This is a genomic window from Nocardiopsis synnemataformans, from assembly GCF_965343085.1.
GTDB classification, from domain to species: Bacteria; Actinomycetota; Actinomycetes; order Streptosporangiales; family Streptosporangiaceae; genus Nocardiopsis; species Nocardiopsis alborubida.
The window spans coordinates 1-17,531 of the sequence record NZ_CBDRFA010000007.1; the positions used below are offsets into that span (position 1 = coordinate 1).

At 65.5% G+C, this 17,531-nt stretch carries 13 protein-coding genes and 1 pseudogene; 6 read left to right on the forward strand and 8 right to left on the reverse strand.

The window, feature by feature from the left end:
• Window positions 1-1,344 precede the first annotated feature (1,344 nt).
• From ACSIH6_RS05230 to ACSIH6_RS05240, 3 genes are all read right to left on the reverse strand, one after another.
• A complete protein-coding gene (locus ACSIH6_RS05230; protein ID WP_435107068.1) occupies window positions 1,345-1,638 on the reverse strand; it encodes a transposase in 294 nt (97 codons plus the stop codon).
• 297 nt (window positions 1,639-1,935) lie between these two features.
• The gene (locus tag ACSIH6_RS05235; protein ID WP_435107069.1) at window positions 1,936-2,118 is read right to left on the reverse strand and encodes a DUF397 domain-containing protein; all 183 of its coding nucleotides are present in this window, start codon (window positions 2,116-2,118) and stop codon (window positions 1,936-1,938) included.
• Window positions 2,081-2,920 (reverse strand): helix-turn-helix domain-containing protein, encoded by an 840-nt coding sequence (locus ACSIH6_RS05240; RefSeq protein ID WP_435107070.1) that lies wholly within the window; start codon window positions 2,918-2,920, stop codon window positions 2,081-2,083. Before ACSIH6_RS05240 ends, ACSIH6_RS05235 begins: the two co-directional genes overlap by 38 nt.
• A 472-nt stretch (window positions 2,921-3,392) precedes the next feature.
• Between ACSIH6_RS05240 and ACSIH6_RS05245 the strand changes: the two genes are divergently transcribed.
• Together ACSIH6_RS05245 and ACSIH6_RS05250 are read left to right on the forward strand one after the other, a co-directional pair.
• Window positions 3,393-4,022, forward strand: a complete 630-nt coding sequence (locus ACSIH6_RS05245; RefSeq protein ID WP_435107071.1) for a hypothetical protein — start codon at window positions 3,393-3,395, stop codon at window positions 4,020-4,022.
• Between the two features lie 2,609 nt (window positions 4,023-6,631).
• Window positions 6,632-8,110 (forward strand): tyrosine-type recombinase/integrase, encoded by a 1,479-nt coding sequence (locus ACSIH6_RS05250; protein ID WP_435107072.1) that lies wholly within the window; start codon window positions 6,632-6,634, stop codon window positions 8,108-8,110.
• 141 nt (window positions 8,111-8,251) lie between these two features.
• Here the strand turns inward: ACSIH6_RS05250 and ACSIH6_RS05255 are convergent, their stop codons facing one another.
• The gene (locus tag ACSIH6_RS05255) at window positions 8,252-10,123 is read right to left on the reverse strand and encodes an NB-ARC domain-containing protein (protein WP_435107073.1); all 1,872 of its coding nucleotides are present in this window, start codon (window positions 10,121-10,123) and stop codon (window positions 8,252-8,254) included.
• Window positions 10,120-10,548: a hypothetical protein gene (locus ACSIH6_RS05260; protein ID WP_435107074.1), complete on the reverse strand. Its 429-nt coding sequence runs from the start codon at window positions 10,546-10,548 to the stop codon at window positions 10,120-10,122. The genes ACSIH6_RS05255 and ACSIH6_RS05260 overlap by 4 nt, the downstream gene beginning before the upstream one ends.
• 448 nt (window positions 10,549-10,996) lie before the next feature.
• On the opposite strand from ACSIH6_RS05260, the gene ACSIH6_RS05265 reads away from it, so the two are divergent.
• The 3 genes and pseudogenes from ACSIH6_RS05265 to ACSIH6_RS05275 all read left to right on the forward strand — a co-directional run.
• Window positions 10,997-11,764 (forward strand): DUF2637 domain-containing protein, encoded by a 768-nt coding sequence (locus tag ACSIH6_RS05265; RefSeq protein WP_435107075.1) that lies wholly within the window; start codon window positions 10,997-10,999, stop codon window positions 11,762-11,764.
• A 213-nt stretch (window positions 11,765-11,977) separates the two neighbouring features.
• The gene (locus tag ACSIH6_RS05270; protein WP_435107223.1) at window positions 11,978-12,691 is read left to right on the forward strand and encodes a DUF2637 domain-containing protein; all 714 of its coding nucleotides are present in this window, start codon (window positions 11,978-11,980) and stop codon (window positions 12,689-12,691) included.
• 203 nt (window positions 12,692-12,894) lie between these two features.
• Window positions 12,895-13,134 (forward strand): annotated as a pseudogene (locus ACSIH6_RS05275) (IS5-like element ISMt1 family transposase); the annotation flags it as partial.
• A gap of 389 nt (window positions 13,135-13,523) precedes the next feature.
• On the opposite strand, the gene merA reads toward ACSIH6_RS05275, so the two are convergent.
• A complete protein-coding gene (gene merA, locus ACSIH6_RS05280; protein ID WP_435107076.1) occupies window positions 13,524-14,924 on the reverse strand; it encodes a mercury(II) reductase in 1,401 nt (466 codons plus the stop codon).
• A gap of 123 nt (window positions 14,925-15,047) precedes the next feature.
• Here merA and ACSIH6_RS05285 point away from each other — a divergent pair, with 123 nt between their 5' ends.
• The gene (locus ACSIH6_RS05285) at window positions 15,048-15,434 is read left to right on the forward strand and encodes an ArsR/SmtB family transcription factor (protein WP_435107077.1); all 387 of its coding nucleotides are present in this window, start codon (window positions 15,048-15,050) and stop codon (window positions 15,432-15,434) included.
• A gap of 170 nt (window positions 15,435-15,604) precedes the next feature.
• Here the strand turns inward: ACSIH6_RS05285 and ACSIH6_RS05290 are convergent, their stop codons facing one another.
• Entirely contained in the window at window positions 15,605-16,882 is a 1,278-nt protein-coding gene (locus ACSIH6_RS05290; RefSeq protein ID WP_435107078.1) for a L,D-transpeptidase, read from the reverse strand.
• A gap of 227 nt (window positions 16,883-17,109) precedes the next feature.
• Entirely contained in the window at window positions 17,110-17,517 is a 408-nt protein-coding gene (locus tag ACSIH6_RS05295; protein ID WP_435107079.1) for a hypothetical protein, read from the reverse strand.
• Window positions 17,518-17,531 lie beyond the last annotated feature (14 nt).

A 17,531-nucleotide genomic window follows, 5' to 3' on the forward strand; every position in this document is an offset into this window, starting at 1 on the left:
GTTCTGGGTGCCCGACCTGCAGCAGTGGGTGGACGCGGTCGACCTGGCTCCGGGGATGTGGTTGCAGACCTCTTCGGGCACGTGGGCGCAGGTCTCCGCGGTCCAGGCCTGGACGCAGGCCGCGACGGTCCATAACCTGACCGTCCAGGGCGTCCACACGTTCCATGTCACTGCTGGGGACCTGGATGTCCTCAACCACAACTGCGGTGGTGGGACGACTGTCTATCGTGGGGTTTCAGAAAGAAGTGGCCAGACGGGCATGTATAACCCTGCATTTGATGATGCTGTCAATGGTGTTGCCAGCCCTCGGGGCGGAGCTGCGAGCCCGGAGTCACACCACCTTGGAAACACTAATAGTGAGTATACTAGCTGGACCACAAGCTCAAGGGTTGCACTCACAGCAGCTACTAAGGATGGAGGTGCCGGGGCTGTGCTAAGGTCAACCATTCCATCGGGTCGATTTCATGTGCATTCGAATGATCAGCCGTGGGTTGAATTTCGAGGAGAGCATGAAGTGATAATTCAAGGTAGGATGTCTGGTGAGACTTCCCCAGCGTGGTCTGGCATGTCTCCGGATGATTTGATGTTTCGCTGAAATTGAGAGGACTGGGCTTTTTGGGTACTATTGGAAGCCTGCTTTTTGAGTGCGGGATTCCGATTCACCTCCTCTGATTTTAATTGATGTACGGTGCCACTGTGCTCAGATCTTTTCTGGCGGCCTCGGCTTGATCGGTTCTTGGGAACTCTCTATTCTTGGAGGGTTGTGGTGTGGATTTTCGCTAGGGTGCGATTTTTGGGGTGGTGTATGTGGGTATCCAAATACCAAGAATTCAAGTTATCGACCTCCTTGCTGGAGCATCTTGTTTGGCCCTTGCGGAGGTCCCCTTTGAAGATTTGGCGGATGCGTGCGGCGATGGTCGAATTTTTTTTGAGGTTGACATTGTTTCGGACTCAGATCTTCTCGATATCTACAGACTGAGGCGAATGTCCGACATGGAGGGTTTGCAGAGTAAATTTGGATGGAATGAATTTATCTCGTCTTTGGGTGATGGGTGCCAGAGTGGAGTTCTCGCTGTGAGGGGTCCGGAGTGGAGGGTCATTGCCTTGACTGATTCTCGGGTTCGGTCAATAAAAGGTGCCCTCGTTGGTCCGCCGGGATACTTTGCATTCACGGATTACGTGAAAAGTATTTAGAATAATACCGTTAATATTTTCTTTGTGCTTCCTTTGGCTTTTCTGTCTCAGTTTGAGGTTTAACCTCGACTCGTCAGAAGGCTGACGTGCTCTTCTGGTCCGGTACTTCGCCCGTAACGTCCCTGGTCCGAGCAGGAGCAGGCCCTCGCGTCAGGGGCCCGGCAAAGTCGGGTAGTGGAGGTGTGACCTGTGCCCGATCACGGTGCGGTAGATTGCCGCGTTGAGTCGGCGGTGGCCGCCATGGTTGATGCGGTGACATCCGCTCGTCATACCGGACCCGGTGGGCACCGGAGCGATCCCGGCGAGTTTGGCGAAGGCGGCTTCGGACTTGATGCGCTCAGGATTGTCACCGACCACCACGAGGATCTCGGCAGCGGTGTCCGTACCGATGCCGAACGACTCGACCAGCTGCGGAGCGGCACGGCGCACGAGAGCGCTGATCATCTCCGTGAGTTCCTTGGCCTCACTGTTCAGCTACTGCCACCGCCGGGCGAGCGTGCGCAGGGCGTGACGCAGAGCGCCCTCGGGATCGTGCAGCCCTCGCGGGCGCAGACCAGCCAGGTGTTTCGCGCCGAGTTCGATGGAGGCCCTGATGTGTGCCGGGATCGCCTCCTGTCACTCGTCTCGGCGGACAGCATCCACGATCGGGGTGCCAACGTGCTGACGGCCGAGGGAACCGGAGGCAGGAGACACGAAACGCCTCTGAAGATGTCGTCTTCAGAGGCGGAAAATCGATGGGTGTCAGAGGGTTTGGTGCTTGAACTGGACCAAGAAGCCACGCCACTCCGAAACGGGGAAGGTCAGTTCGGCGTCGTCCCGGTGCTGCGTGTCACGAACATCGGCCCCGCTCGCATGCTCTCGCACCTCCACGCAGTTCGAGCCGCCGTCACTGAAGCTGCTCTTGTGCCACCTGGGCCTGTTCATCGTCCAACCTTCTGATCTCGTCCTGCAATCTGGACAGCGCCACCTCCGGGCTGGTCGCCGCGGCCTGCAGAGCTGCGAACTGTCCTCGGAACTGCGCCACTTCCACCGTGTCGGTGACAAGTTGACCTTCACGAGCGGACTCCGCGAACAGCACATCCGGTGCGTTGTCCGTCGTGATCAGCTTAAAGGCCCCCGAGTTCCCGGGATGTTTGGAAGCCCCCAGGGGCACGAGCTGCATCGTGATCCGCTCCCGTTCGGCCAGGTCCGCGACGAACGCCAACTGACCCCGCATGATCTGCGGCGATCCGTAGCGGCGCAGCAGGATCGTCTCATCCACCACCACCCACAACTTGGGACGCAGACTCTTGGCCATGCGTGTGGCCCGCTTGAACCGCTCGCTCGCGCGTGCCGTTCGCTCCTCCTCGGACAACCACTGGGCTCCGTAACGGATCAGAGTGTGGGCATAGGCCTCGGTCTGCAGATGAGCGGGCCATACCAACACCTGGTACTCGTACACCGCGCTCGCCCCGTCCACCAGGGCCGCCACCTCGTACTTCCACGCCTCACGGCCTGATCCGGTCAACTCGGCCCACACACGTTCCAGCCGCCCTGACCCCAGGACCGCGTCCAGGTCGGCGCGCAGTTGGGGAGTGGGCGCGGTCCTGCCGCATTCGATGTCGGAGATTGTGCTCTTGCTGACGGAGACCCGCCGGGCCAGCGCGGTCTGGGTCAGTCCTGCTTCATCGCGCAGAGCACGCAACTCACGGCCGTAGCGGGCCAGCGCTTTCTTATCAGGGGGCATGGCACCCATGAGACCACAAGAGCCCGGACCACACCGGTCTTTTCCAGAATTTTCCAGCCTCCTAGGGCTGACTCCAGGAAAGACACAACAGCCTTCACCTGTGGGTTTCCGGTTACGACACTGGTTTCCGTCACGCACCACGTGAGGGAGAACCCTGATGCCCCCTTCGACCGGACCATGCCGAAAGCACCGGCGACCGAACTCCACCGCCATGGAAAGAACTCCCACTCCTTATCGGGAGGAAACGGACCCTTCTGGTGAGCGCACCGCACCGGACAGGCCCCCGGCACCCTTCAAGGAGCACCGTTCCTCCAGGGCTGCCTCCGGCGGCACTGCCCCGCGTGGGTCGAGTGAGTTCGGTCCGTTGCTGCCCCCTCCCCGGGCCGATGACCCGGTGGGACACGGATACACCGCTGTGCAGGTGGTGCGGTTGGCGGTGTGGGCGGCCCGGGAATGCCGATGGGTGGACGCCATGGACCCCGCACACCGCGCGGAAACCGCATGGGAGGCCATCACCGAACATCTCCAGCTCGCCCCCGAACGCCCGCAGGAGACCGAGCTGATCGCTCTGGGCTGGAAGGCGATGAAGGCCCAGCACTACCAGGACCTTAAAGTCCGCGGACTGGGCGGCAAGGACAAGTCCCTGGTCTCCCGGGCGTTCGTGCGCTACTGGACCAGCGCCTCGGCCCCCGCCCACTCCCACGAGGACCACATCGTCGACCGCCTGGCCCTGGCCCAGATCTGGACCGCACTGAAACCAGCCCACCGCCAGGTCCTCACCGCCCTGGCCGAACACGAGGACCGGCGCCGCGCCGAACGTTCGCTGAACATGGACCCGCCTGCCTTCACCCGCGCGCTGGGGCGGGCCCGCCGCGCGTTCCTGGCCTTGTGGCACGAGGGCGAGACCCCTTCCCAGCTGTGGGGTTACGACCGGCCCGGGGCACGGCACCAGAACGTGATGTACCTGGTCCGGCTGCGCAAACGCCGAGCCCTGCAACGCAAGACCCAAGGAGGGGTCTCGCCCCGCCGACATCGCTCGCCCCAGGACCTGGAATTGAACGACGTCTTCGATCGGCCCGGACGTGTGCGTAGCCAGCAGTGACGAATAGCCAGCGCACAGGGGCGGGCTGTATTTCGTGGCTGGGGTTGAAGGTGCTCGTCCACCCAAGGGAACATCGACCACCCCAGGCGGGAAAGGAAACCCGTTTCGTGGGGTTAGGGATTTTTGTGACTCATTGTGTGGGTTTGTGGGTGATAAGCGCAGTTTCGGGGGTGTGCGCTCCCAAGGCCATTGACACTCACCCGCAACGTCACAGGAAGAACCGGCCTCGTTCGCGGGGTCGCTGACAAGAGAAAAGGGTGCCCCGAACCGGTGCTGCGAACACCGGCCCGGGGCGTGATTCCCACCTGACTACAGCAGGAGGAAACCGTGGAGAAGCATAGCGGGCGGCACCGCAGGCGCCGCCAGGGTTGGGGCGAACAGGTGCGCTGGGTTCTCGGGGCGGTGCTCGCCGCGCTGTTCTGCGGCCCCACCGGCCCGAGTGCGCGACCGGTGGCCGAGGTCCGCCCACCGCTGCGCTCGCGGAGTGCGCGAGAGAACCGTGAACCAGCCTCGGTGCGAGTTGCGGCCAAGGGGCGTACGGATGTTCCTCGGCCTCGGCCTGGAGAGGAACAGCCGAGGGAGGCTCCGGTGCGGGTGCCGCCGCAGCGAACTCCGTATACGGGGCCGCGTGGGTGGTGTGAGGACGACGAGGGGGTGCGCGGGGTGCGCCCCTATCTTGCTCGGCACGAGGACCGCGTCGTCCGTGCCCACAGCAGGGGAGGCGTGCAGGTGAGCCGAGGCAGGGAAACGGCGGGTGCTCGAGGCCCGGCGACATCACCGCTTTCTGCTCCTGGGGGCGGTGGCAAGGGTGAGTTCGCTGAGCTGGCCCACCTGGTGCGGCGCTGGCAGGCAATCTCCACCTGAGAGAATCCACGCCGGGGTGGTGCTGACCGTGGCGCCGCCCCGGCCTCACGTGGCGGAAGTCAGAAGAACCTTGCGTCAGGGCGAGGGCCGTTGGAGGGCCTGTGACTCCGCCTGTGACTGGGCCTTTCCGGGGGCCTGTGACTCCGCCTGTGCCTCCGCCCGTGGGTGGGCCGCTTTGATCGGCCCACCTCTCGGGCGTTATCAGTGCAGGTCAAAGGCCCTTTGGGTGGGCCGTTGGAAAGCCAGACTTATACCCCAATGGGTAGTCCCCTTCACGTAGGCGGGCGGGCCCGCCCCGGCAAGCGGGGGCGGACACGCCCGCCTACGTCTACCGTGGCCTCAACCCAACTGCGCCTGACTCCCTCTTCCGCTGCGCCTCCTTCTTGACGGCCTGGTCTGCCCTCTCTTGCTCTCACCAGACCAGGAGCGTGCAATTTCTGTCACGTGCCACTCGCAGGATTCTCCTGGCCAAGAAGCCATGGAAAAAGGATTTTCTCCTTCCGGATGGCAATCGCGATCCCTTCTCATGAAGAGTTGGTCTGGTGCGATCGAGGTGGTTGAAGCGCTCTCGCCTGTCGAGTGACAAAGAACGGGTTGCTGCTCCTGCGAGAAGCGCATGCACGCTTTTCCTCCGGCTTCTTTGGAAGCGGGAAGGTGGGGTGTGAACCTCCACTGAACCGGAAGTGAACCCCTGGCCAGCGACTGGGCCAGCGGGTGGGCCACTCTTAGCTGGCCCACCCCTACTCGTGCTGCTGTGCAGGTCAACGCCCCTGTGGGTGGGCCAACGGGCGTCCAGACTTATACCCAAGTGGGTAGTTCTCCTCACGTAGGCGGGCGGGGCGCCCTCCCGCGCGGGCGAGCGCGCCCGCCCCGCCCGCCTCCACGAGCGCTCTACTTGTGTGGTGTCCCTTATTTCTTCGCCTCTTTCTCAGTGAAAGTCTTTCGGCTTCATCATGAGATAAGAATTTAATTCCTTACTCTTGCGCAATCTCCAAGATCGTCCCGCCCTGGGCGTCGCATGACAGAGCTCTTTCCCCACCGGCCGTGCGTTTTTTGTTGTCCCGAGCCGCGCTTCACGCAACCTGGTCTGCCAGCGGTGAGAGGTGGCGGAGGCCGAGCCGTGTGAGGCCCTGAGGTCGGGTGTCGCATCTTCGTTGGGTGCGTCTTCATAGGGGTTCATCAGGGCGAAGAGGCCCAAGACGACGTCGGGGGAGGGGCCGAGGCGTGGTGGCGAGGAGAAGCACTGCTCGAAAACGGGACGGTTCGCGGCGGGTTCCAGGCCCATGGTGTGGCCCCGGGCTGTGGGCGAGTGGCGTGGGGCTGTCAGCGCCCCGACGTCGGCCCCACCGCGCGGCAGGGCCCAGGCGTCCTGGGGCGGGCCGGTCGGCGCGGACGGGCCGCGTGCCGGGCTCGGTGGGGCCCGCGTCGCTGGCTCCCGGCTCGGCCCAGAACGGGGCGGCGGCAGGAACCGGACGAAACCCTGCGTATCGGACGGCCAGACGGGGGTGTGCGCCCATCGGACGACGTTCCTGCTGAATCCGCTTGACCACCTCTACGAGGTCGAGCGTGGATGCGTGGTGCCCCGCCACATGCGGGGTCGTACGCCATATTCATCCAGTTCAGAAGTGGTGGTGAGGTGGGCCGAGTGGATGTGAGTACTCCAGACACGGCGGTCGAGGTCGACCCGCTGCCGGTGGTTGATGGATGTGGTGTGCGTGGAGAGCGAGACGAAGGTGAGGCCGTGCATGGCCGCGCGTGAGGGGTCCACGTTCAAACGGTGCGGATGCCGCGACGAGAGCACCGGCAGGGCGTTGGGGGCAAGGTGTCCGCAGCTCAAGCGCCGGACCGGAGGTTGGAATCCGGTCCATGGGGCGTGGGCGTTCCAGTACGAGCTTCCCCCGACCGGTGAGGGCGGGCGCCGCCAAGCCCGACGGGTCGGCCTGCCCTCCCAAGAGCAAGCCCGGAAAGGGCTGGAGCACGTCAAAGCGCTCATCGCCCTGGCGGAGAAGGACCCCACGGTCGAAGTGCAGATCGCTGACCTGGTCCAGGCGGCGTTGAAGCAGCGCCACCCGTTGCCGGAGGTGGAGGAGGTACGCAAACGGGTGGCGATGGCGGTGGACGTGCGCGCCGAACCACCCACCGTTGAGGCGTGGTTGGGGGAGTGGTTGGCGGGCAAGCCCGATCTGGCCGCGGGAACCCGGGCCTCCTACGCCGGGCACATCCGCACCTACCTCGTCCCGCACCTGGGTCGGCTTCGGCTGGACAAGCTCCAGGCCCGCCACGTCGAGACCATGTTCAACCTCATTGAGGAGACCAACGCTCACATCTTGGAGTGCCGCGAGTCCGACGACCCTCAGGTGCGGGCCTCGGTCAGGGGGCGGCGGGTGATCTCGCTGTCCACCAAACACCGCATCCGCGCCACCCTCCGCAGCGCGTTGTCGGAGGCGGTGCGCCGCCCGGATCTGCCGGTGTCGGTGAACATCGCCTCGCACGTACGCCTGCCCTCCTGTCCCAGAAAGCGTCCGCTGGTGTGGACACCCGACCGGGTGCGCCAGTGGAAGAAGGACGGCACGGTGCCAGGGGAGGTGATGGTGTGGACCCCGGAACAGACACGTACGTTCCTGGTGCACGCGAGGAAGTACCCGTGGCTGTACCCGATGTTCCACCTGATCGCAGTCAAAGGCCTACGCCGAGGAGAAGCGGTCGGACTGCCCTGGTCCAACACGAGGTTGACGGACGGGCAGATCGACATCCGCGTCCAGGTGGTCCAGTTGGCGTGGGAGACAATCACCTCCACACCCAAGAGCGTGGCCGGGCAGCGCACCATCACTCTGGATACGGACACCATCAAGGTGTTGCGGGCTTGGAAGCGGTTCCAGAACGAGGCCCGTCTCAAGGCCGGAGCGGCATGGACGGACAGCGGTCTGGCCTTCACCCGGGACGATGGTTCGGGGTGGCATCCGGGGCAGGTCAGTGACTGGTTCCTACGCATCGCCAGGGCCGCTGGACTGCCGCCGATCACGTTGCACGGGCTCCGCCACGGGGCCGCCTCGCTGGCGTTGGCCGCAGGAACGGACGTGAAGATCGTGTCCAGCGAGTTGGGGCACGCGACCACGCACTTCACCCAGGACACCTACCAGTCGGTGTTCCCGGACGTGGCCAAAGCGGCGGCCGAGGCCACCGCAGCTCTGCTGCGCGGTCCGGCTCCGGTGAGGGTCGGGTAGCCGAACCGGCGAGCACACCAGGAGCCACACGGCGTCACCGACCCCAGGCCAGTGCACGGGTTCGCCCTGGCTGGCCTGGGGTTTCCTCGCACTCGGGGCCGGTAACCGATCGGATCAAAGGTCTCATGCTTCTGCAGGAAGCTACTCTAGCGAAGACTCTCCTTGCCACCGTTGCATTTTCTGTTTGCTGTTCTTAGTTTCGGCGTGATCAGGGCCGAGGACCCGATTTTGATCGGGTATGAGGAATTTAAGGATTGCAATAGCCTTAACTGTTTCGCCGCAGGTGTAAGACCAGCGAGCGAGGTTTCCGCGTGTGGTGAGGGTGGTTGGGTGATCGTGGCCGAGGGTGTTTATTTGGTCAATGAGGAGGTGTTCGAGTTCGCGTGCAGCTCTGGTGGGGTGTCCGGCTTTGCCGCGCCAGTGGGCGAGGTTTCCGCGTGTGGTGAGGGTGTCTGGGTGGCTGAAACCTAGATGATGATAGGCTTTACAATTCATGTATTCCCAGTAGGTCACAGCCTCGCTTGCATGTCCGGCTTCTTCCAGGCTATGTCCCGCATGGAACAACACCATGTGAGTTCTAGGCACCCACAGCCAATCTTCAGTGTTCTTTCCATTGGTCAAATAATGACTTCTCAATGCGGTGGTGTTCTCGCGCAACTGTTGATTAAATACTGTGTTGCGTTCCGTCTCGGGCCACACGTCAAGGAGTGCGTCGGCCAAGGCGTGCACACTTTGGCGAGTCGGTCTAGTCGTGGTGTGTTCGCGAACCGCACGTTGGACGAGCTGGTGCAAGTGGATTGCCGGTGTTCCTGTGCTGGGAATAGCTTCAGGCTCTTGCTGAGTGGGCGGGGTGGTACGAGTGATCAGACTCAGCCGACGCAAACATGCCAGAGCAGCGTGGACATCCTGGGCTGCTAGCGTCGTTTTAGGTCCCTCTGGAGAAAGTTTGTGGCTTATGTCGAATATATATTTCTGCGCGCAACAGTCGGATAAATACTTTAGGACGGGAGGTGTGGTCAGTACATTTTCCGGGATTCCAGTTCCATTCAACAGGGCCAGTAATCCCATGAGTGGGCGGGCCACCCCCTGGGGGGTGAAGGTGTCGGCCTGGTCCAGGGACAGGTTCCAGGTCGCAGCGAGCGGGGTCAGGGTGTCCCAATCGGGGAACACCTCCTCCAGCGTGGTCATCCGGTCCTGGAACAACTCCAGATAGTCGGCACAGCCCAGGTGGAGTTCGGCCATGTAGGCCACCGCCTGGCCCAGAGCCAGCGGCAGGTGCCCCAGCGCGTCGGCGAGGGCGTCCAGCTTTGCGGTGGTCCGGAGAACTCCGGCTTGATTCAGGGCACGGGTGAGGAAGGCACGGGACTCGTCGGGGCTGTAGACGTTCACATCCAGCAGGCGACGTCCTTGGACGGTGAGGGAGTGATCGCGTCTGCGGGTGGTGACCAGGACCCGGCCGCAGGATTGGTCGTGCGGGGGCCACAGGTCCTGCACGTGAGCAGGGTCAGCCAGGTCGTCCCACACCACCAGCCAACGCCGGTCATGGTGCTTGTTGGGGTCGGCCAGCCAGGCCAGGAACAGCTGCGCAGCCTCCTCGGGACCCTCCGGAACGGTCGCATACAGATGGCGGGCGGCGTGAGCGTAGGCGGAGGCGATGCGGTCGCGGCTGGAGGCGTTGGCCCATACCAGGACGTCCACCCGCTGTTCGGGGTCGGTGACGCGGGCCAAGATGCGGGCCAGGTGGGCGGCGAGTTGGGTCTTGCCGACGCCGCCGGTGCCGGACAGGACCTGACGCGGGATGACCGTCCCGTAGCTGTGCAGCTCCCGGCCAAGCTGGTCGGTGATGGCCCGGTGCTGGTAGTGGGCGGCCTCCTCGGGGATGGCTCCGATGCGGATGGGCCAGTCCACCTCATGGGAGGCGTAGTGGTGGTGGATCTCCTGCTTTCCGGTGACCGGGCCGTGGAAGTCGCCGCCGCCGAAGTCGATGTGGTCGCCGTGGTAGAAGGCGCTCACCGCTCCGGATCCTGCCCTTCATCGCCGAGCCCGGGGCGAGGGCGGTCGACCTGCTTGCCGATGACAGGGCCGTGGAAGGTGCCGCTGCGGAAGTCCAGGTGGTCTCCGCCGTAGGAGGGGTTGTCCACACGCGCCTCCTGCCCCTGGACGATGGTGCTGCCGGAGACGTCGCCGTTCACCGTGTTCGCGGTAGTGCTCACGCTGCCCGAGCCCGGAGAAGGCGACGCGGGAGAGGATCTGGAGGTCACGGCCCAGGTGATGGCGGTGACGATGAGCGCCAGCGCGGTGGTGATGCCCGCTGACCATGAGGCGGCTTCCCAGCCGTCGCGCGTACCGGGGCCGCCGCCGAACCACAGCCCGGCTCCCAACGCGGCGAAGATCGCGACGCTTGCCGCTGCTGCCCAGATCCACCTTGCCCTGTTCATGCCATCTGATTGTGGCGCGTGTAGCCCGGCAGGGTAAGAGGTTTTGGCTGAAACGGCTGTGTGTGGTCTGGGCGACCTGCGGCGTACATAGGTCCCGCGCAGGTGTCTGGGCGTCTGTGGGAGGCTGGCGGGCGGACGCGGGGTTCGGGACCTGGGCCGCTAGGGTCACGGAACGGCAAAATGCTCCGCGAGATGGGTGCCCACCTGTACTGGACCTTGCACTGCGGAGCACACGGGGAGCATTTCAGGCCCGGATCCGGGCCTCGCGCCTCGTCTGTTCGACTCGCGCACCCCGTCTGACCTGGGTTTTTGTGGCGCACCCAGCCCGACACAATGCGAACCTTCAGCCTGTGATCGAGGGGCCACAGATCGAACTCCTCCCAGCTCACGCCAAGGTTCGCAGGGACGGATACCACGGCCCGCGGACTGAGCCTCAGGGAGCGGGGGAGTGAGCGTGATGACTTCTTCCCGTTGGTCCCGCTGGGTCACGATCGCTGCTGTGCTGCTGTTGGCGCTCATTGCGGCGGTTGTGAGCTATAGCCACATGTACGAACTGGCGCTGCGCCACGGCGAGCCCGAGTGGCGCGCGGCCCTGTTCCCACTGTCGGTGGACGGGATGATCGTCGGTGCCTCGATGACGCTGCTGAGCGACGCCCGTAACGGTCGCAAGGGCGGCCTGCTGCCCTGGACTCTGCTGATCATCGGCTCAGCTGCGTCGTTGGCAGCGAACGTCGCCGTGGCCGACCCCACGACGTGGTCGCGGATCATCCATGCCTGGCCGTCGTTCGCGCTGATCGGCGCCTACGAGCTGCTGATGAGAGAGTTCCGCACCGCTGCCCGGAGCGTGCGCAGCGCTGACGCAGTGCGTACGCACTCTGGAGACGGGCCGCTCCCCGACTCCGGGGCGGAGGTTGAGCCCGCCTCGCCGGAGCCGCAGGAGGGGCGGCACCTGCATGTGGTGAAGGAACAGCGCGTGGCCGCAGGGGACGTCGATCCGTGTGTGGCAGGTGTCGGTGATCGACTTCCTCCCCAGGTGCAGCGGGAGGCCTGGCGGTGGGCTCTGGAGAACCCGCAGGAAGACGGCGCACTTCCGACTGGCGAACAGATCGCGGCGCGCTTCCACCGGAAGGAACGTTGGGGGCGGCTGATCAAGGAATGGGGTAAACAGGGGCGCTTTGACCAGCTGCCTGAAGCGACCTCCACTGTGTCGAGGTAGTCACTGCTTCTCAGTGACCTGCAGATACAAGCATCCACGCAGTTCAGAGGGTTCCGTTGAGGGACCTTCACGGCGGTTGGGTGCCGTTGGGAGACGTTCGCGTCTCCCAAAAATCTCCCAGCCCGGGGTGGGAGACGGTCATCTCCCACCCCGGACTGCGGGGCGTTTCCTACCCCGTGAAGGTCCCTCGGTCACCAGGAAAGGGTGATCGGGATGGAGTCCTCCCGTTTGTCACGATGGGTCACCATCGCGGCCGTGCTGCTGCTCGCGGGCATTGCCGCGGTGGTGTCCTACAGCCACATGTATGAACTCGCCCTGCGCCATGGCGAACCCGAGTGGCGCGCGGCCCTGTTCCCGCTGTCGGTGGACGGCATGATCGTCGGCGCATCCGTGACACTGCTCAGTGATGCCCGCCAGGGCCGTAGGGGCGGCGCGTTGCCCTGGGTTCTGCTGATCGTCGGCTCGGTCGCGTCGTTGGCAGCGAACGTCGCGGTCGCCGACCCCACGGCCTGGTCCAGGATCATCCATGCCTGGCCGAGCTTCGCGCTGATCGGTGCGTACGAGTTGCTCATGAGCGAGTTCCGCACCGCGGCGAGAACCGTACGCACTGCGTACGCAGATGATCAGCAGGGCAAGGCGAGCGTCGAACCCGAACACGTTGGCTCCCCTGAACCAGCTGCGGGGTGGACAGAGATGGGGCTCCGAGTCGTGTCCCCTGGGAGGGGCAAGGAGGTTTCCGAATCCTTGTCGCCGTTCCAGGCCAGAGCATGGCAGTGGGCCGAGGAACAAGAAGAGGCGACCGGGAAGGAGATCGCCGATCGCTTCGGCCGCAAGGAGCGCTGGGGGAGATTGGTCAAGAAGCGAGGGCTCCAGATGCGGTGTGAGGTGGTCGAGGATACGCCCGATGCTGTTGCTGGTCGACGTTGATCAGCTGTCGACAGGAGCGGCATCTAATGCGTCGCCTGCATCGGCCCGATGCCACGATTCCCCTGGCCTTGGAGGACGAGCCGACTAGGTGCTGCGCACAACCATCTGCCAGGCCCATTTACCCTTTGTTGCAATCCGATGAGCCTTGCCGCCATGCGCTCGGCGATCCGTCGCACCCAGGGGAGCCGGGCAGCGATTAGGAGATCGCAGTCAAGGCCGACCAGGCCGCCAACCGCGCGAGGAAGGGATCGGCCGGGGGTCGTCCGGTCAGCTACGACGCCGAGTTGTACAAGGACCGCAACACCGTGGAGCGGACCATCAACAAGTTCAAGGAATGGCGGGGGCTGGCCACCCGCTACGACAAGACGCCCGAGAGCTATCTCGCGGAGCTTCACCTGCGCGGGGCCGTCCTGTGGTTGCGCAGCCTGCCCGCCACTCCATGATCCAAACTCAGAACAGACCCTAGTTCCTAAGGTGTTGCTCATTCCACCTGTACGCATGACGTATCCGCCCGAACCGCGACAAGGGCCGCGACCGGTTCAATGGACAGCTCGCAGCTCGTCATCGCCGGCCCGCCGCTGTAAGCCATTCCACTCGCCCTGATGGTCGGCGCCATCACGTTCCTGTCTCCCCACTGTCTGCCACTCGTGTTCGGCCACCTCTTGGGACGTGCCGGTGGTGACGGACCGGCGTTGGCTGAGGAGTCGGAACAGGGTGCGCCACACCCAGGGGTGGGCCTGCGCGTTCTCGGTGGTGTTGAACGCCGTGGTGAGGCGGTCGGCAAGCTGTTCGGGAGGGTGCCCATGGCCGGGGTGCCTTTCGTGGTCGTGGGTCAGGAGGCGCAGCAGGAGAGTTTGGCGACGTCGCGGGTGAAGGTCTGGGCGGCCAGCTTCAACCCTTCGGCCATGGTCAGATAGGGGCTCCAGGTGTCGGCCATGTGCTCGACGGTCATTCCCGCTCGGACGGCGTAGACCGCGGCGGCGATCACGTCCCCGGCGCCCTCGGCGACCGCGGTCACCCCGACCACGCGGCCGGTGCCGCGTTCGGCGACGATCTTGACCAGACCCCGGGTGTCGCGGTTGACCAGGGCGCGGGGGACGTTCTCCAGGGGAAGGACGCGGCACTCGCAATCCAGGCCCGCCTGCTCGGCCCGGGCGTCGGTCAGCCCGACACCGGCGATGGCCGGGCTGGTGAAGGTCACCCGCGGCAGGTACGTGTAGTCCGGTGTGCGCTCGGCTCCGTCCAGGGCGTTGTCGGCCACCATCGCCCCGTGGGCTCCGGCGACGTAGACGAATTGCGGGTGCCCGGTCACGTCCCCGGCCGCCCAGATGCGGGGGTTGACGGTGCGCAGGTGTTCATCGACCACGACCTCGCCGCGCTCGCCGATCTGGACTCCGACCTTGTCCAGGCCCAGACCGTGGGTGACGGGGCGGCGCCCGGTGGCGATCAACACCTCCTCGGCGGCCAGTTCCCCGTCACCGACTGTGGCCACTACGTGGCCGTCCTCGCGCCGCAGGCGTGAGACCGTGACACCGGTGCGCACGGTGATGCCCTCATCGGCGAACACCTGGGCGATGGCCTCGCCTGCCTCGGGCTCCTCGTTGGGCGCGAGGCGGTCCATCATCTCCACCAGGGTCACCTCGACGCCCAGGCGGGCGAAGAGCTGGGCCTGTTCCAGGCCGATGTAGTTGCCGCCCACCACCAGCAGCGACGAGGGCAGCCGGTCCTGCTCCATCGCCGTGGTGGAGGTCAGGTACCCGGCCTCCTCCAAGCCTTCGATCGGCGGCGCCCAGGGGGCCGAGCCGGTAGCGATCAGGTAGTGGGCGGCCTCGATGCGTTGGGTTCCGCCGTCGGCCGGCTCCACCTCCAGCACCGGGCCCTCGGTGAAACGGGCGTGCCCGGTCACGATCTCCCAGCCGTACTCCTTGGCCAGGTCGACGTACTTGTCGGCGCGCATGTCCTCCACCAGCGCGCGCTTGCCGCCGATCAGCGCACCGAAGTCCACCTCTTCGGCGCTGGCGCGGATGCCGGGGAACCGGTCCGCGGAGAGGGCGATGTGGCGCGCCTCGGCGGCGGCCAGCAGTGCCTTGGAGGGCACGCACCCGGTGTTGACGCAGGTTCCGCCGATGGTTGCGTGCTCGACCATCACCACCGAGCGGTCTTTGCGCCGCGCGGCGATCGCGGCGGCGAAGGCCGCCCCACCTGAACCGATGACCGCCAGATCGAAAGCCATGATCGTTCCTCCTGCACTTCGGCTACTCGGCCGACCTGGTTTTATTCGCTTTGGCAAATGTGTTTCGCCCATATAGTATCTGCTTAGGCAAATACATCAAGGGAGTGGGAGGGACGTGTTCCTGTGAACGACACCGTGAGCGAAGAGCAGGCTCTGCCCGGGTCGCAGACGCTGTTCCCCGACTCGGGGGCCGGGGTGGAGGTGGTCGCGAAGTTCTTCCGTGCTCTGGGTGATCCCACACGGCTGCGGCTGCTCGAGTTCCTGTTGCACGCCGAGCACACCGTCACCGAGTGCGTCGAGCATGTGGGCCTGTCCCAGGGACGCGTGTCGACGCATCTGTCATGTCTGGCTGACTGCGGGTACGTGGCCGCACGTCGTGAGGGTCGCCGTGCCTACTACCGGGTGGTCGACCCGCGGGTGGCCGACCTGGTGGTGCTCGCCCGCGCCCTGGCCGCTGACAATCGGTCCGCCCTGGCGTGCTGTGAGCGCATCGACGCCCACACCCATTAGAGGGGCGGCGCCTTCTCCATGGCCCTGTTCAACGCGAAGACGCAGTTGTCCCAGGCTGGGGACCGGGCCGAGCGTACCGAGTGTCCCTTCGGGCCGACAGGCGTGCGATGCACCGGGACAGAGGCGGGGCCCGCGGGGATGGCCGCAGGCCCCGGCCGGTTCAGGACGCCTTACTCGGCCTCGCCGTGAGGGGAGCCCGGGGTGCCGGGTTCGCCGGTGTCATCGGCCGTGCCGGTGCTGCTGTTGGCCAGCCATTCGTCCCAGGGGCGCTGCCAGTAGCCCCATCCGTTGTCGACTTCGAGTTCGCGGTCGGTTCCGGTGACGATCAGCGGGTCTCCCATGGAGGAGTTCTCGTAGAACCACTTGGCGTCGGAGGTGGCCAGGTTGGGGCAGCCGTGGCTGAGGTTGGCCTCGCCGAGCTGGTCGTTCCACGGGGCGGCGTGGGTGAACTCGCCGCTGTCGGAGAAGCGGACGGCGTACTCGACTTCGAGCTTGTAGCCGTCGGGACCGTCGACCGGGACGCCCACGGTGGAGGAGTCCATGACCAGCTCCTCGTACTTCTCCATGATGAGGTGCACGCCGCTGGTGGTGGTGTACCTCTCGACGTCGGCCCGGCCGATGCTGGTGGGGAAGTCCTGGATCTGTTCGCCGTCGCGTTCGACGGTCATGCGCTTGCTGTCGCTGTCGATGGTGCTGATCTGGGATCGGCCGACGGTGAAGTCGAGCTGGTGGTTCTCGACGCCGTAGACGCCGTCGCTCGCCTGGACGCCGGCCAGGCGCAGGTTCACGGTGACGTTCTGGTTGGGCTGCCAGTACTCCTCGGGACGAAAGACCGCCGCCTGGTCGCCGAACCAGTTCCAGGCCCCCAGCACCGGTTCCTCGGAGAGCACCTCCATCGCTGCCTCCACGCGCGCCTTGTTCTGCACGGGCAAGTCGAAGTTGACGATGACGGGCATGCCCACACCGACGGTCTGGCCGCTGGTGGGGAAGTTCGATTGCAGTCCCAGGCGCTGGCCCTCGGCGGCGGCGAGCGTGGAGAACGCGCTGGTGACCTCGGTCTTCTCGCCATCAGCGGTCTCGGCGGTGGCGGTCACGGTGACGTCGGCGCCGGGGACCAGCGTCCAGTCGCTGGTCCATTCGGTCTTGTCGTCGTTGAGGGAGCCGGTCATCTCGTTGGCGCCGGAATCCTCCTGCCCGGCCGTCCTGACCCGCACGTCAGCGAGGGTGCCTCCTTCGGCCTTGACGATGATCGGCAGGTCGGGGCGGATATCGACCGCACCGTCCTCAGGAGAGATGCGGACAGCGAGTTGGCTGGCGGTGTCCTGCGGTTCCTCGCCACCTGAGGTGTCGGCTCGGGGGGCCGAGCACGCGGTCGCGCCCAGCACGCCAAGGGCGAGCAGGCCGAGTGCAAGGCGTCTGTTCGGAGTGGGAGGGGTGGTGCCCGTCATCGTGGATGCTCCGTCTGGGGTTTCGGGACCTCTGTTCCGGGAGAACAGGGGAGGCCCGGGAGGAAATCGGGGGAGTGGGGAAGGGTGATGACGCGGTGCCGTCCAAGTCGCGCGGCGGCCGAGGTCGCGGGCGTCGATGGTGCCCGGCGCGAACAGGAAGCCGTCTCCGCGGTCATGGTGCGGCGACTCCGCGCGGAGAACAGGCCGGGTATTCGGAGAAACCGGGGTTAGACCCGCTGCACGCAGAGCGAGAAGAGCAGGCGCGTCCCGCTCCAGGGAACGGCGGCAGCGGTCGAGAGCTGCCACGGGAGTGCGCGTGGAAGGGGTGCTCGCAGCAGGACCGTGCCAGTGCCCAGACCCAGCAGGACGGCCTTCGCGACCGGGGAGGTGCGCTGATCGGCGCTGGCGCTCGAATCCGCCTGGCACAGATGGTGTTCTTCGGCGGTGCCGTCGGAGACGGGAGAGCCGGCTCCCGCCGACGCCGATCCGGCAACGGCGGTGGTCCCGTTGGTCTCCGCCGCCGCAGCGGTGTCCATGGCGCCGGCGGCGCAGAGGAAGTGGGCGACGAACAGCAGCGGCAGCAGCACGGCCCATGTTCGGGGTCGCCACCGCCGCCTCGGGATCATCGCCAACACGGCACAAACCCTAC

Excerpts from the sequence above, each read along its gene's own strand:
- ACSIH6_RS05230 (WP_435107068.1), bottom strand. The coding sequence starts at position 1,638 with ATGATCAGCGCTCTCGTGCGCCGTGCCGCTCCGCAGCTGGTCGAGTCG.
- ACSIH6_RS05235 (WP_435107069.1), bottom strand. The coding sequence starts at position 2,118 with ATGAACAGGCCCAGGTGGCACAAGAGCAGCTTCAGTGACGGCGGCTCG.
- ACSIH6_RS05240 (WP_435107070.1), bottom strand. The coding sequence starts at position 2,920 with ATGCCCCCTGATAAGAAAGCGCTGGCCCGCTACGGCCGTGAGTTGCGT.
- ACSIH6_RS05245 (WP_435107071.1), top strand. The coding sequence starts at position 3,393 with ATGGACCCCGCACACCGCGCGGAAACCGCATGGGAGGCCATCACCGAA.
- ACSIH6_RS05250 (WP_435107072.1), top strand. The coding sequence starts at position 6,632 with ATGGCCGCGCGTGAGGGGTCCACGTTCAAACGGTGCGGATGCCGCGAC.
- ACSIH6_RS05260 (WP_435107074.1), bottom strand. The coding sequence starts at position 10,548 with ATGAACAGGGCAAGGTGGATCTGGGCAGCAGCGGCAAGCGTCGCGATC.
- ACSIH6_RS05270 (WP_435107223.1), top strand. The coding sequence starts at position 11,978 with ATGGAGTCCTCCCGTTTGTCACGATGGGTCACCATCGCGGCCGTGCTG.
- merA (WP_435107076.1), bottom strand. The coding sequence starts at position 14,924 with ATGGCTTTCGATCTGGCGGTCATCGGTTCAGGTGGGGCGGCCTTCGCC.
- ACSIH6_RS05290 (WP_435107078.1), bottom strand. The coding sequence starts at position 16,882 with ATGACGGGCACCACCCCTCCCACTCCGAACAGACGCCTTGCACTCGGC.